Source organism: Parageobacillus sp. NEAU-HV-2 (genome assembly GCF_059115485.1).
This window is the reverse complement of record NZ_JBXUJJ010000002.1, coordinates 213,357-228,704: the sequence shown is the minus strand read 5'-3', so window position 1 is coordinate 228,704 and position 15,348 is coordinate 213,357. Positions and strand designations below refer to the sequence as shown.

At 46.2% G+C, this 15,348-nt stretch carries 12 protein-coding genes and 1 other annotated feature; all 12 genes read right to left on the bottom strand.

Annotated features, from left to right (window positions below):
* Window positions 1–88 precede the first annotated feature (88 nt).
* The 12 genes from lonB to ilvE all read right to left on the bottom strand — a co-directional run bounded on the left by lonB (window position 89) and on the right by ilvE (window position 15,189).
* Window positions 89–1,759 carry an ATP-dependent protease LonB gene (lonB, locus tag AC1WMD_RS04625; protein WP_043905663.1) on the bottom strand — a complete coding sequence of 557 codons (1,671 nt, stop codon included), beginning with the start codon at window positions 1,757–1,759 and terminating at the stop codon, window positions 89–91.
* A gap of 111 nt (window positions 1,760–1,870) precedes the next feature.
* Window positions 1,871–3,136, bottom strand: coding sequence for an ATP-dependent protease ATP-binding subunit ClpX (gene clpX, locus AC1WMD_RS04620; protein ID WP_043905664.1), 1,266 nt, complete (start codon window positions 3,134–3,136; stop codon window positions 1,871–1,873).
* Between the two features lie 226 nt (window positions 3,137–3,362).
* Window positions 3,363–4,649: a trigger factor gene (gene tig, locus AC1WMD_RS04615; RefSeq protein WP_043905665.1), complete on the bottom strand. Its 1,287-nt coding sequence runs from the start codon at window positions 4,647–4,649 to the stop codon at window positions 3,363–3,365.
* Between the two features lie 182 nt (window positions 4,650–4,831).
* On the bottom strand, window positions 4,832–5,815 hold the full coding sequence (locus AC1WMD_RS04610) for a tetratricopeptide repeat protein (RefSeq protein ID WP_043906628.1): 984 nt from the start codon (window positions 5,813–5,815) through the stop codon (window positions 4,832–4,834).
* A gap of 114 nt (window positions 5,816–5,929) precedes the next feature.
* A complete protein-coding gene (gene leuD / locus AC1WMD_RS04605) occupies window positions 5,930–6,523 on the bottom strand; it encodes a 3-isopropylmalate dehydratase small subunit (RefSeq protein WP_043905666.1) in 594 nt (197 codons plus the stop codon).
* Window positions 6,524–6,536: 13 nt separating this feature from the next.
* Window positions 6,537–7,952, bottom strand: coding sequence for a 3-isopropylmalate dehydratase large subunit (leuC, locus tag AC1WMD_RS04600; protein WP_494256112.1), 1,416 nt, complete (start codon window positions 7,950–7,952; stop codon window positions 6,537–6,539).
* A gap of 19 nt (window positions 7,953–7,971) precedes the next feature.
* On the bottom strand, window positions 7,972–9,087 hold the full coding sequence (leuB, locus tag AC1WMD_RS04595; RefSeq protein ID WP_043905668.1) for a 3-isopropylmalate dehydrogenase: 1,116 nt from the start codon (window positions 9,085–9,087) through the stop codon (window positions 7,972–7,974).
* A gap of 17 nt (window positions 9,088–9,104) precedes the next feature.
* Entirely contained in the window at window positions 9,105–10,652 is a 1,548-nt protein-coding gene (locus AC1WMD_RS04590; protein WP_494256110.1) for a 2-isopropylmalate synthase, read from the bottom strand.
* Window positions 10,639–11,664 (bottom strand): ketol-acid reductoisomerase, encoded by a 1,026-nt coding sequence (gene ilvC / locus AC1WMD_RS04585; protein WP_043905670.1) that lies wholly within the window; start codon window positions 11,662–11,664, stop codon window positions 10,639–10,641. Before ilvC ends, AC1WMD_RS04590 begins: the two co-directional genes overlap by 14 nt.
* A gap of 28 nt (window positions 11,665–11,692) precedes the next feature.
* Window positions 11,693–12,211 (bottom strand): acetolactate synthase small subunit, encoded by a 519-nt coding sequence (gene ilvN / locus AC1WMD_RS04580; RefSeq protein ID WP_043905671.1) that lies wholly within the window; start codon window positions 12,209–12,211, stop codon window positions 11,693–11,695.
* Window positions 12,190–13,923, bottom strand: a complete 1,734-nt coding sequence (gene ilvB / locus AC1WMD_RS04575; RefSeq protein ID WP_043905672.1) for an acetolactate synthase large subunit — start codon at window positions 13,921–13,923, stop codon at window positions 12,190–12,192. The genes ilvN and ilvB overlap by 22 nt, the downstream gene beginning before the upstream one ends.
* Before the next feature lie 75 nt (window positions 13,924–13,998).
* Window positions 13,999–14,268, bottom strand: a binding site (T-box leader).
* A 21-nt stretch (window positions 14,269–14,289) separates the two neighbouring features.
* Window positions 14,290–15,189 carry a branched-chain-amino-acid transaminase gene (gene ilvE / locus AC1WMD_RS04570; protein WP_043905673.1) on the bottom strand — a complete coding sequence of 300 codons (900 nt, stop codon included), beginning with the start codon at window positions 15,187–15,189 and terminating at the stop codon, window positions 14,290–14,292.
* Window positions 15,190–15,348: the final 159 nt, after the last annotated feature.

Genomic DNA, 15,348 nt, shown 5'->3' with positions numbered 1-15,348 from the left:
CCTGATGCCAAAATCCATTTTTTAAGAATATAATACAAAGAAAAACCGACTTCGACATCTTTTTTGTTTCGTCGAAGTCGTCATACGGTCACACGCTCTTTGTTTCAGAGCGATCGGCAGCCGCAGGAATAGCATCGTTTGGCAAGGCGGCCTCTTCGCCAAATACGTGCGAAAATACTTCTTCTAAACGGTGCACCGGAATAATTTCAATCCCTTTTATTTCCCGTAAAATCGACTGCATATTTTCAGCCGGAATGATCACTTTTTTCGCCCCTGCCTGTTTCGCCGCTTTAATTTTTGGAAAGATTCCTCCGACCGGCTTGACATAACCGCGAATGCTGATCTCTCCTGTCATGGCTACGGTACAATCGACAGGCAGCTGATAAATCGCGGAATAAATTCCAGTGGCAATCGCAATTCCCGCCGATGGTCCGTCAATAGGAACCCCGCCTGGAAAATTCACATGAATATCATAGCGGTCTGCCGGTACGCCCATCGCCCGCAATACGGTGATGACATTTTCCACTGACCCTCTTGCCATGCTTTTGCGGCGAATCGATTTTTCCCGGCTTCCGATGCTTTCTTCTTCGACGATGCCAGTGATATTGATCGTTCCTTTTTCTTTTGCCGGCAGTGCAGTGACTTCAATTTCCAAGAGCGCTCCGGTATTCGGTCCGTATACCGCCAGACCGTTAACAAGCCCGACCGACGGCGTTCCTTCAATTTTCTTTTCATACCGCGGTGACAATTGACTCGAGTGAATGACCCACTCAATATCTTTATCTAAAATCTTTTCGCGGTTTTCGGAAATGGCGATTCCCGCGGCAATTTGCATGATATTGACCGCTTCCCGGCCGTTGCGCGCATAAGACGCAAGAATGCGGATTCCATTTTCCGATACCTTTAACCGGATTTTTTCCGCTGCCTTCTTCGCAATAAGCGCAATTTCATCTTGGTCCAGTTCGCGGAAAAATACTTCTAAACAGCGCGAGCGAATCGCTGGCGGAATTTCATTCGGCGTTCTTGTCGTCGCACCTACAAGACGGAAGTCCGCCGGAAGGCCGTTTTGGAAAATGTCGTGGATGTGGCTTGGAATTTGCGGATTTTCCTTGCTATAATAGGCGCTTTCAAAAAATACTTTTCGGTCTTCCAATACTTTTAACAATTTATTCATCTGAATCGGATGAAGCTCGCCAATTTCGTCAATAAACAAAACTCCGCCGTGCGCATTGGTGACCGCACCTTGCTTTGGCTGCGGAATGCCTGCTTGGCCCATCGCCCCGGCGCCTTGATAAATCGGATCGTGCACCGAACCGATTAACGGGTCGGCGATGCCGCGTTCGTCAAATCGCGCTGTTGTGGCATCCAACTCGACAAACGCCGCATTTTTCTTAAACGGGGAAAGCGGATTTTTTTTCGCTTCTTCCAAAACGAGGCGGGCGGCTGCCGTTTTTCCAACGCCAGGAGGTCCGTAGATAATGACATGCTGCGGGTTTGGACCGCATAATGCCGCTTTAAGCGCTTTAATTCCATCTTCCTGTCCGACAATATCCTCAAAACTTTTCGGTCGCACTTTTTCCGCCAACGGCTCGGTCAGCGAAATGGACCGCAGTTTCTGCAGCTGCTCCATTTCTTTTCGGGATTCCTTATCAATGGAAACTTTTTGCACCCGCTGGCTTTTAAGCAGATTCCAAAAATAAAGGCCGATAATAATCCCGAAAAACAGTTGTATCAATAACACGACGTTTGTCCAATTCATTGCTGAAATCCTCCTGCCTTCAAATAGTATGTAGTATGATAGTATCTCCGTGAACAGGCAGGAATAAACAAAAAAAGAAACCGCCTTATCAATAAGGCAGTTTCCTTCTGATTATGCCGATGTTTTCCGTTCTTGTTCGACCACGGTGCCATCGTGGCGAATCAATTTTGGCGGCTTATTATCGCGGACCGTTTCGAGCGTAATAATGCATTTTTGCACGTCTTCACGGGACGGAAGCTCAAACATGACATCGAGCATAATGCCTTCAATAATCGAGCGAAGGCCGCGCGCGCCTGTTTTTCGCTCAATCGCTTTTTTCGCGATTTCTCGCAACGCTTCCTCTTCAAATTCGAGTTCCACTCCATCGAGCTCCAGCATTTTTTGGTACTGTTTAACAATCGCGTTTTTCGGTTTTGTCAATATATCGACTAGCGCTTGCTCATCAAGCGGCTCTAATGTAGTAATCACTGGGAGACGGCCGATAAATTCTGGAATCAATCCAAACTTTAATAAGTCTTCCGGAAGCACTTTGGACAATAAATTCTTTTCGTCCACTTCTGACTGCTGCATGTCAGCACCGAATCCGATTACTTTTTTCCCTAGACGGCGCTTAATAATCGGCTCAATTCCATCAAACGCACCGCCACAAATAAATAAAATGTTCGTCGTATCAATTTGAATGAACTCTTGATGCGGATGTTTGCGGCCGCCTTGCGGAGGAACGCTTGCAATCGTCCCCTCTAAAATTTTCAGCAGCGCCTGCTGCACCCCTTCACCTGATACATCGCGAGTAATGGATGGGTTCTCCGATTTGCGGGCGATTTTATCGATCTCATCAATATAAATGATACCTTTTTCCGCCCGCTCTACATCGTAGTCGGCTGCCTGAATCAGTTTCAGCAAAATGTTTTCTACGTCTTCCCCAACATATCCAGCTTCCGTCAGCGATGTCGCGTCGGCAATCGCAAACGGCACATTCAAAATGCGCGCCAGTGTTTGCGCAAGCAGCGTTTTTCCGCTTCCTGTCGGTCCGATCATTAAAATGTTGCTTTTCGATAATTCGACATCATCGATTTTACTGCCGGAATTAATGCGTTTATAGTGGTTGTAAACGGCCACCGCCAACGATTTTTTCGCCTCATCCTGGCCGATGACATATTCATCTAAGATTTCGCGAATTTCCATCGGCTTCGGCACATCTTTAAATTCAAATTCTTCTTCATTGCCCAGCTCTTCTTCCACAATCTCGGTACAAAGCTCGATGCACTCGTCACATATGTATACGCCTGGACCGGCAACGAGCTTGCGGACTTGATCTTGCGTTTTCCCGCAAAATGAACACTTCAACTGTCCTTTTTCATCATTAAATTTAAACATCTGTTTCACCCCTTAGTCCGAAATCGCACCACTTGTATGTATTTTATTTTCCTCGCAAATCTTCGCCAACAAAACTTATGTATTCGTCATTTTATCATAATGATCCCCAAAAGGCTAATGAAAAAAATATAACTTGTTAGAAAAATTAGAAAATTTTTTATCACACCCCATTTTTTGTTATAAAGAACAAGGCACGAACGTCTCGCGCCTTGTTCTCTATAATATATTATGCCGCAACTTTGCTATGCTCTACAAGAAAATCAACCGTTTTCCGCCATTTTAAATCTTCTTTGACGCCTTCAAGGCTTCCTAACAGCTCTTTTAATTTTTCGACTTCCAAATTATAGACTTTCGCCATTTTTTCCAATTCTTCGTTGACTTCTTCTTCCGTTACTTCAATATTTTCCGCCTTTGCGATCGCTTCAAGCGTCAAGGCAACGCGGACGCGTTTTTCGGCATCCTCTTTCATTTGCTCGCGCAAAGCTGCTTCGTCTTGACCCGAGAATTGATAGTAAAGGTCAAGGTTAAGCCCTTGCATTTGCAAACGTTGATCAAACTCGCGCAGCATGCGGTCAGTTTCATTTTTTACCATTACTTCTGGAATATCAATTTCGGCATTTTCCGCCGCTTTTTCAACCAACGCGTCGCGCAGCGCCGCTTCTGCTTCGTTCTTTTTCGCTTCTTCCAGTCTTGTGCGGATTTTGTCTTTTAATTGTTCGAGCGTTTCTACTTCATCGTCCACATCTTTGGCAAATTCGTCGTCTAATGCCGGAAGACGTTTTTCTTTGATTTCATGCACTTTCACTTTAAATGTTGCCGGCTTGCCCGCCAACTCTTTCGCATGATATTCTTCCGGGAATGTCACTTCAATTTCTTTTTCTTCTCCTGCTTGCATGCCGATTAATTGATCTTCAAATCCCGGAATGAATGTGCCAGAACCGATTTCAAGCGAGTAGTTTTCTGCTTTGCCGCCTTCAAACGGCTCGCCGTCAACAAATCCTTCAAAGTCGATCACTGCGGTGTCGCCGTTTTCAATTTTGCCATCTTCTTTGACGACAAGTTCTGCGTAGTTTTCTTGCAGACGTTTTAATTCCTTTTCTACATCTTCATCGGTTACTGTCGTATCCATTTTTTCTACTTCTAATCCTTTATATTGGCCTAATTTCACTTCCGGCTTCACCGTTACTTTTGCTTTAAAAATAAGGTTTTTCCCTTTTTCCATTTGCTCAATATCAATCTCCGGAATATCGACAGGCTCAATTCCTGCTTCTTCGACCGCTTTGGCGTATGCTTCTGGCAATAAAATGTCGAGTGCGTCTTGATACAAAGCTTCGACACCAAAACGTTTTTCAAAAATCACGCGCGGCACTTTGCCTTTGCGGAATCCTGGAAGTGTAATATTTTTCACTACCTTTTTAAATGCTGCATCCAGGCCTTCATTTACTTTTTCCGCGTCCACTTCAACCGTAAGGACGCCCTCGTTTCCTTCAAGTTTTTCCCATTTGACTGACATAATATTCCCTCCAACCAAAAATCATTCATGATAAAGAAAAAGGCGGAAGATAATGAAACGGCTTCAGTTTTCATTATCTTGTCATCATTTTCATATATGTAGTGAAACATAGAAAAACATATACGCAATACAGCCATTATATTATATCATACAACGATAATGTTTCAATATGAAGTAAACGATTAAAAGCAGGAAAAATTCTCTATGTGGCAAAGTTTGTCACAAAGTGGGGCGATCTCTGCCTCTGAAACACCATATCGAGCAGCAATTTTCTCCATCGCCACAGGCGCCCCTTGAAATTGGCGGGCAATATAATGAAGCGCGGCCATCCATGCTTCGATTGCGGCAGGCTCTGGGGAAAATGGATAAAGAACATACGTGTAACGAAGCCAAATCTCTGCCGCAACATCATATAAACTAGGATTTTCGCTTGCGAGGCAATGTTCCAAACGCTCTAGTAGTTCTACCGCAAACGCCGTTTCCGCCTGTTCATTTAACATTGCCGGTATCACTTCGATTCTTTTGCCAAATTTCTCAACCGTCACGACATCATCAATATTTTTTAACGTAAGCAAACGCAGCAGCATCGTTTTGACGACCGGGCTGTTTGTTTCATTGATTAAATATTGCTTTAATAAGGGAAGTACAGGAACAATATCTTCTTTTTCGAGCTGTTTGATTACATGCATATGTTCCGTTATATCGTTCGACTCGAGCAGCCTCTGCACGTTTTCTTGTTTGGCAGGAGGCAACGGGCGTTTGTTCATTTTTTGGACGAAACGAAACAGGCTTAACAAATTTTCCCGCCAAGCAGCAGGAAGAGGATGACGGCGCAGCGCATCACGGATGACCGTTTCTGCTTGTTCATACCGGTGCGTTTGCATTAAGATGGATAAATACATTTGCAATAAATCCGTATTCCCTTCATTTTCCTGCAATAATATGCGCAAGCGGCGCTCCGCTTCATGAAAATTCCCTAGTTCATAATGGCAGACGGCCATGCTGAGCTGAACGGAAAAACGACGCTCCCCAAGTTGCTCTGCCTCGCTGAAAAAATAAAGGGCTTCCTCGTACCGTTTCGCCTGCAATGCCTTCCATCCTTCTTCCACAAGCCGTTCCTTTACGCGCGGAAACAAAATAACTTTCCCGTTTTTATCCTTGTTCATCTTCGCCCGCTCCAATAAAATTTTTGACACAAGTGTAACAAGTTTTTCGGCAAGATACAAGCAAAACATGCAAAAAGCTGTTCCAACGCTTTTTGTCGGAACAGCTTCCCATCTTTACGGCATCGGGCAATGCTTTCTTTCATATTCAGCGATATACGGCTCATAAACGAAGGTTAAATCGATTTCATCCCAGCCTTTTAATAGAAGCTGTTTGCGGTATGGATCAATAGCAAATGTCCGCGCAAATCCATGATCGTCATATACCCGCTGCTCTTCTAGCGAAATCGTTAATTCGTAATCCGCCTTTTTGCTCTCCTGCAACAAATACTCCACATCTTCTTTCATTAGTTGAATCGGCAGCAGCCCGTTTTTTAAACAGTTGTTGTAAAAAATGTCGGCAAACGACGGGGCAATAATCGCCCGAAATCCGTAATCTTGCAGCGCCCATGGCGCATGTTCGCGCGAGGAACCGCAGCCAAAGTTTTCATTGGCAACGAGAATCGTCGCTCCTTCGTTTTCCGGCCAGTTCAGCTCAAAATCAGGATTTGGTTTTTCCCCGTCGATATAGCGCCAATCGTAAAAGAGAAACTTGCCAAATCCTGTCCGTTCGATTCGTTTTAAAAACTGCTTCGGAATAATTTGGTCTGTATCAATGTTGGCGCGGTCGATGCCGGCTACTTTCCCTTTATGAACGGTAAATGGCTTCACATGCTCCCCCTCCTTAATGGACCGGTTCTTTCTCCAATTTGCGCACATCGACAAAATGTCCGTAAACCGCAGCAGCTGCTGCCATCGCCGGGCTGACTAAATGCGTTCGTGCTCCTTTTCCTTGCCGCCCCTCAAAATTTCGGTTCGATGTGGAGGCGCAATGCTCCCCTTCCGGAATAATATCCGGGTTCATTCCTAAACAAGCGCTGCAGCCGGAATCGCGCCATTCGAATCCTGCATCGATGAAAATTTGCGCTAATCCTTCTTCTTCTGCCTGTTTTTTCACTTGCTGCGATCCCGGAACGACGAGAGCGCGCACTCCCTTCGCCACTTTTTTCCCTTTGACGATTTTTGCCGCTTCGCGCAAGTCGCTGATGCGCGAGTTCGTACAGGAACCGATGAAAACGTGCTGTACCGGAATTTCCGTAATTGGGATTCCCGGCTTTAATCCCATATATTCCAACGCGCGGCGTACAGCTTTTTGTTCCGTTTCGCTTGTAAACTCTTCCGGATGTGGCACCGTTCCATCAATAGAGGTGCTCATCGCTGGATTTGTTCCCCACGTGACCATTGGCGCAATCGTCGAGGCATCTATTTCAATCGTTTTATCGTATTCGGCTCCTTCATCGGTTGCCAAAGTGCGCCAGCGTTCCACCGCTTTTTCAAACTCTTCCCCCTTCGGAGCGTATTTGCGGCCCCGCAAATAGGCGAATGTCTTTTCATCCGGGCTTACTAGGCCGGCGCGTGCTCCCGCTTCAATCGACATGTTGCAAATCGTCATTCTTTCTTCCATCGACATATTGCGGATGGCTTCACCGGTAAATTCGATGATATATCCGGTGCCGACGCCAACTCCATAACGCCCGATAATCGCCAAAATAACATCTTTTGCCGTAACCCCTTCACCTAATTTTCCATCGATGCGGATTTGCAGCGTTTTCGGCTTATGCTGCCAGAGCGTCTGTGTGGCAAGCACATGTTCGACTTCGCTCGTTCCAATTCCGAAAGCGAGCGCCCCAAACGCCCCGTGTGTGGATGTGTGGCTGTCTCCGCAAACAATCGTTTTTCCTGGCTGTGTCAAACCAAGCTCCGGACCGATGACGTGGACAATTCCTTGTTCTTCACTATGCAAATCGGCAAGCGGAATCGAAAATTCACGGCAGTTGCGTTCCAGTGCGGCAATTTGATTTCTCGCCACTTCATCGGTAATGACAAAGCGATTCACCGTTGGAACGTTATGATCCATGGTGGCGAAGGTCAAGTCAGGGCGGCGCACTTTCCGCCCTTTTTGCCGCAATCCTTCAAACGCCTGCGGAGAGGTAACTTCATGAACTAAATGCAAGTCGATATAAAGCAAATCCGGCTTTCCGTCTTCCCGATAGACGACATGGTTTTCCCAAATCTTATCAATAATCGTTTTCGGCTTCACTACTTTCACCTCGCATGTTTTATGCGTATACAGCCATGATGTGGGAAATCGTTTGATGGTCTAAAATTGTCGCTTTAATTTCATTTACCATTTCATCGGTGGAAACTACTCGTTGTCCTTTCTGCGCGATATCTGCCGTCCGCAATCCCGCCGCCAATACTTGCTGCACCGCTTTTTCCACCGCCTCCGCTTCTTTGGAAAGCCCGAAAGAAAGACGGAGCATCATCGCGGCCGATAAAACGGTCGCAATCGGATTTGCTTTATTTTGTCCGGCAATATCCGGTGCAGAACCATGAATCGGCTCATACAAACTCGGTCCTGAAGCCGATAAACTTGCCGACGGCAGCATGCCAAGCGAACCGGTCAACATCGATGCCTCATCGCTCAAAATATCGCCAAACATGTTTTCCGTCACGACCACATCAAATTGCTGCGGAGAACGGATCAGCTGCATGGCCGCATTGTCGACAAGCATATGCTCAAGCTTTACATCTGGAAACTCTTGTGCTACTTCTTCGGCAATCTCCCGCCACATTCTGCTCGATGCCAGCACATTCGCTTTATCGACCGATGTCACTTTTTTCTTCCGCTTGCGCGCCAGCTCAAACGCTACTTTCACAATCCGTTTAATTTCTTCCTTTTTATATAGAAGCGTATCTACCGCTTTTTCTTCTCCGTTTTCGACCATTCGCCCACTCGGCTTGCCGAAATACAGCCCTCCAGTTAATTCGCGGACGATGACTAAGTCGACTCCTTGAATGACTTCCTGTTTTAATGGTGAAGAATCCGTTAAACTATCGTAAAATTTCACGGGACGCAAATTGGCAAACAAATTCATCTCTTTGCGAATCTGCAATAATCCTCTTTCCGGACGCAGATGTGGAGGATGTTGATCCCATTTCGGACCACCGACTGCCCCGAGCAATACCGCGTCGCTTTCCCGGCAAAGAGCAAGCGTTTCCTCTGGAAGCGGCGTACCTTTTTGATCAACGGCAGCCCCACCAATCAATCCATATGCAAACTCAAAATGATGTCCAAAACGAGTTTCAATCGCCTTTAAAACTTCAACAGCTCCCTTTGTTACTTCTTTACCGATTCCATCTCCCGGCAATACGGCAATCCGATAATTTCCCATGCTGTTCCCCCTCCGTTTTATTGGGTTGTGACCTTTTGGCTTTCCATGCGCATCGTTTCAATCATGAATACACGGTTAACAGCGTTAATATAGGCTTTTGCGGATGCTTCGAGCACGTCTTGCGCCGTGCCGCGCCCACTCGTTTCGATGTCGTTAGCCCGGACTTTCACAAACACTTGCGCAAGCGCATCGCGTCCGCCGCTGACCGATTCAATCCGGTAGTCAAGCAATGTAACCGGCGTTTTAAAGCAGCGCTCTAACGTGTTATACAATGCTTCAACGCTGCCCGCTCCTGTAGCCGCTTCTTGAATCTCGTTTCCTTGTCCGCCTTTTAGCACAACCACTGCGGTTGGAATTTGGTTCGTGCCATATTGGACTTGAATCGAAGATAATTGATAAAAATCTTTAAAGTGGTCAAATTTTTCTTCAAAAATAAGCGCGACCAAATCGTCATCAGTAATGTCCTTTTTCTTATCGGCAAGCTCTTTAAAGCGAACGAACAATTGGTTAATTTCTTCATCAGACAAGGTATAACCAAGCTCTTCCACACGGTTGCGCAGTGCGTGCCGTCCAGAGTGTTTGCCAAGCACCATCGAGTTCGATTGAACCCCGACCAGCTCCGGCGAAATAATTTCGTACGTTGTTTTTTCTTTTAGCACGCCATCCTGATGGATTCCCGATTCATGGGCAAATGCATTTTTACCGACGACCGCTTTGTTTGGCGGAATAACCACGCCGGTCAATTTGCTTACTAAATTGCTCGTTCGCTTAATTTCTTGAAGATTCAAGCGTGTTTCCGCCTGATAGTAATCTTTGCGGATATAAAGCGCGACCGCAATTTCCTCGAGCGCCGCGTTTCCTGCTCGTTCACCGATTCCGTTAATCGTTCCTTCCACTTGTGTTGCCCCATGCTCAATAGCAGCTAAAGAGTTGACGACCGCCATTCCTAAATCATCATGGCAATGGGCAGAAAGAGAAACTTTTTCAATATTCGGAACATTATTGCTTAAGAAAGTGAAAATATTCCCGTATTCTTTCGGGGTAATATACCCTACTGTATCTGGGATATTAATAACCGTTGCCCCTGCTTTAATCACTTCTGTAATAATCTTGGCCAAAAACGGAAGCTCACTGCGGCAGGCGTCTTCCGCCGACCATTGCACAATCGGAAAATAACGTTTCGCATATTTAACCGATTCTACCGCCGTTTCAATGACTTGTTCCGGCGTCATTCGCAATTTATGAATCATATGAATCGGAGATGTAGCGATGAATAAATGGAGACGAGGCTCCACTCCTCCTTTTAACGCTTCCCATGCGGCGTCAATATCGCTCTGTACCGAGCGGGAAAGCCCGGTAACAGAGCATGTTTTGATCGTTTCGGCAATTTGTTTGACCGCTTGGAAATCACCCTTTGAAGCGGCAGGAAAGCCCGCCTCAATGATGTCGACACGAAGCCGTTCAAGCTGCCGGGCAATTTCAAGTTTTTCTTGCAAATTCAAATTGATTCCAGCAGACTGTTCACCGTCACGCAATGTCGTGTCGAAAATATTAATTTTTCGCACTGGAGACCACCACATCTTTCTGTTTTGCTTTGACAAACGGCATCATGCTCCGCAATTCACGGCCGACGATCTCAATGAGGTGTTCGTTTTCACGACGGTTGATCGCGTTAAACTCTGGACGATTCGCTTGATTTTCTAAAATCCATCCTTTGGCAAATTTCCCTGTTTGAATGTCATGAAGAACGTTTTTCATTTCTGCTTTCACTGCATCATTAATAATGCGCGGTCCAGAAATGAAATCTCCCCATTGCGCCGTATCGGAAATCGAATGGCGCATCCACGCAAGGCCGCCTTCGTAAAGCAAATCGACAATTAATTTCATTTCGTGCAGACATTCAAAGTAGGCTACTTCCGGCTGATACCCTGCTTCAACAAGCGTTTCAAATCCGGCTTTAATGAGCGCTGTTAATCCTCCGCACAATACCGCTTGTTCACCGAACAAATCGGTTTCTGTTTCTTCTTTAAACGTTGTTTCCAGCACTCCCGCTCTTGTCGCGCCGATTGCTTTTGCGTAGGCAAGTGCCGTTTCTTTTGCTTCTCCTGTTACATCTTGATGCACCGCAATTAATGCTGGCACGCCTGCTCCTTCTGTATAGGTGCGGCGCACTAAATGCCCCGGACCTTTCGGCGCGACTAAAAAGACATCGACATGTTCAGGAGGAACAATCTGGCTAAAGTGAATGTTAAATCCGTGCGCAAAGACTAGCGCATTTCCCGGCTGAAGCTCTGGCTCGATCTCTTCTTTGTATACACTTGGCTGTTTTTCGTCCGGCAGCAACACCATTACGATGTCTGCTTGTTTGGCTGCTTCGCGGACGCTGTATACGGCAAAGCCGTCTTTTTCCGCTTGTTCCCATGACTTCCCTTGGCGAAGGCCGACAATCACGTTCACTCCGCTGTCGCGTAGGTTTTGCGCATGCGCGTGGCCTTGCGAACCGTAACCGATAATTGCCACCGTTTTCGATTGTAAGTATTTTTCATTTGCATCTCCGTTATAGTAAACTTTTGCCATTGTTCATCTCTCCTTTTTTCATCGTTTTTTAGATAATGAAAGCTGTTTTATGCGTAGCGGCTGTTTTTTGCGAGCCGCGTGTAAACGCTGTTGTGCCTGTTCTTGCCACTTCTTTAATTCCATAAGGCCGCAATAATTCAATGAGCGCTTCTACTTTTTCGGATTCGCCTGTTACTTGAATAACAAGGCTATCTTTGCTTACATCGACAATGGAGGCGCGGAATGGTTCAATAAGCGCATAAATCTCTTGGCGGAGCGCCGGTGTCACGGATACTTTCACCAGTGCCAACTCGCGCGCAACGATCGCTTGATCGGTAATATCGTTGACTTTGAGCACATCAATCTGCTTATTCAGCTGCTTAATAATTTGCTCGGCTATCCGCTCATCTTCAACATTGACGACAAAGGTCATGCGGGAAATTCCTTCGATTTCTGTATGTCCGACGGTAATGCTTTCAATGTTATAATGCCGCTTGGTAAATAACCCGGTAATGCGGTTGAGAACACCAGGACGGTTATTGACGGTCATTGTGATAATTCTCCGCACGCTTTCACCCCCACCATTTCATGCAATCCTTTTCCAGGCGCGACCATTGGATAGACGTTTTCATCCGCTTTCACATGGAAATCAAGTAAAACCGGACCGTCGATCGCAAATGCTTTCTTCAGCACCTCCATCGCTTCCGCCTCCGTTTTCGCTCGGAAGCCCGGCACATTGTATGCTTCTGCTAGTTTTACAAAATCCGGCTGATTTGGAATGAGAGAATGGGAATATCGTTTTTCGTAAAAAAGTTCTTGCCATTGACGAACCATGCCGAGCGCTTGATTATTGACGATCACTACTTTAATTGGCAATTGCAGCTCTTGAATAACCGATAACTCTTGGAATGTCATTTGAAAACCGCCGTCACCGACAATGGAAACAACCGTAGCATTTCTTTCTGCAAGCTGCGCTCCGATCGCCGCCGGAAGGCCGAATCCCATCGTTCCGAGCCCGCCGGAAGTCACCCAGCGATGTGGTTTATTAAACTTGTAGTATTGCGCCGCCCACATTTGATGCTGGCCAACGTCGGTAGTAATAATGGCTTCCCCGTTCGTTAATTCATAAATCATTTCCACTAGTTTTTGCGGCTTAATCGTTTGCCCATCTTCTTCGTAATAAAGCGGAAATCGCTGTTTCCATTCATTTAGCTGGCGCAGCCATGCGCTTGTGTCCGCCGGCTTTCCTTGTTGATGAATTAATTCTTGCAAGGCTGCTTTTGCATCGCTGACAATCGGAATTTTTGTCGGCACGTTTTTCCCGATTTCCGCCGGATCAATATCAATGTGGGCCACCGTCGCCTTTGGTGCGAAATATTTTAAGTTTCCTGTTACGCGATCATCGAATCTTGCTCCGATATTAATCAGCAAATCACATTCATAAAGCGCCATGTTCGCCGTGTACGTGCCGTGCATGCCGGCCATGCCTAAAAACAGTGGATGATCGGCCGGAAATCCGCCTAATCCTAGCAATGTATGAACAACCGGGATGTTTTGTTGTTCCGCATATTGCCGCAATTCATTGGAAGCATTGGCGTGCAATACTCCTGCCCCAGCTAAAATAACCGGCCTTTTTGATTGGCTGACCGCTTCGACAAGACGCCGGATTTGCAAGTGGTTCGGCTGGGTGGTCGGCTGATAGCCCGGCAAATGAACTTCTTGTTCATAATCAAACTCTCCCTTTGCTGTCGTAATGTCTTTTGGAATATCGATGAGCACCGGGCCAGGTCTGCCAGTTGTAGCAATGTGGAACGCCTCTTTAATAATTTTTGGCAGCTCACTAATATCGCGAACTTGATAATTATGTTTCGTGATTGGCATCGTAATCCCGACGACATCCGCTTCTTGAAACGCATCCGATCCGATGACGCTGGTTGCCACTTGGCCGGTAAATACAACAAGCGGCAACGAATCCATCATTGCGTCTGTTAAACCTGTCACAATGTTTGTTGCTCCCGGGCCTGATGTAGCGATCACCACCCCTGGCTTCCCGGAAATGCGCGCATATCCTTCGGCTGCATGAATCGCTCCTTGTTCATGCCTTGTTAATACGTGGAACACTCCCGATCGATATAACTGGTCATAAAGCGGCAGCACGGCCCCGCCCGGATATCCGAAAATCACTTCTACCTTTTCCGCCTTTAATGCTTCGACGAGCATCAGCGCTCCGCTCATTTCCATTTTTTGCTTCGCCTTTTCCTCCACTTTCATCCTCGTCATGCTCCATCCTCCCCTGTCTTTTTCATCACATATGAAAAAAACCTTTTCACCCACTATGACCTACTTTGCTTCGGTCAAAGGGGCGAAAAGGTTTCCTTTCCGCGGTACCACCCTTCTTCGTGGTCATACCGACCACCTCAGGAGCAATTGGAAAGAGTCCAATTGCTCTTTTTAGTAACGAGTGAAGCAAATGCTGCCCCACCCGTCCAACCCTACTAGCCGCATGACGTTCAGGCTGGCGCTCAGAGGTGAGTTCATCAAGCGGCAACATCACCGGTTTCCAGCTCCCCCGGCTCTCTGTGGATGTTGTCCCCGCTGACTACTTATCCTCGTCGACGCTTTTTCTCATCAAATTATCATGGTTCATTATCCGACATTCGCATTCGTCGGATATACTTTTACCCCTTCGGAAACGACGCGGCGTCTAAATTCTTCTAGCAGCCGCTTTGTATGCGGTCCTGGAACTCCTTCACCGATGACACGTCCATCGACCTTCACCACGGCGATCACTTCAGCGGCCGTTCCGGTTAAAAAGACTTCATCGGCTACATAAACATCATGGCGGGTAAACGGCTCTTCTTTTACGACATAGCCAAGATCTTGGGCAATCTCGATGATCGCTTGGCGCGTAATTCCTTCGAGCGCTCCGACATATCCAGGCGGTGTATAGACGACTTGGTCTTTAATGATAAAAACATTGTCTCCTGAGCCTTCGGCAACATACCCTTGATCGTTTAAAATTAACGCTTCGCTTACATTCGCAAGATGGGCTTCGATTTTGACAAGGACGTTATTCAAATAGTTCAGCGATTTTACTTTCGGACTGAGCACATCTGAGCGATTTCTTCGCGTTGCTACTGTCACTACTTCAATCCCTGTTTCATATAAATGTTTAGGGAACAATGCTAGCGGTTCGACAATAATCACTACTTGCGGTGTTTTGCATCGATATGGGTCGAGTCCTAAGTCGCCGACTCCGCGTGAAACAACAAGGCGAATGTAGGCATCTTGATATTGGTTTCTTCGTATCGTTTCGATAATATAATCGATCATTTCTTCTTTCGTATAAGGAATCGTGAGTAAAATCGATTTAGCGGAATTGTATAGGCGATCTATATGCTCATGCAATCGAAATACGTTGCCGCTATAGACGCGAATGCCTTCAAAGACACCGTCGCCATACAAGAAGCCATGATCGTACACGGAAATTTTTGCGTTCTCTTTTGTCACAAATTCGCCGTTTAAAAAGATCCATTGTTCACTCAATTTTGTTCCCCTCTTCCTTGATAAGTGCGACACTTTCATTCATCCAGCATCTCGATGATGATGGATTCGTTTCATTTATTTGAAAATTATAATAATCCGAAAAGAAGAGGGAGTCAATACTATTTTTTGAATATTTCGATTCGTTAGACTATTTGTATG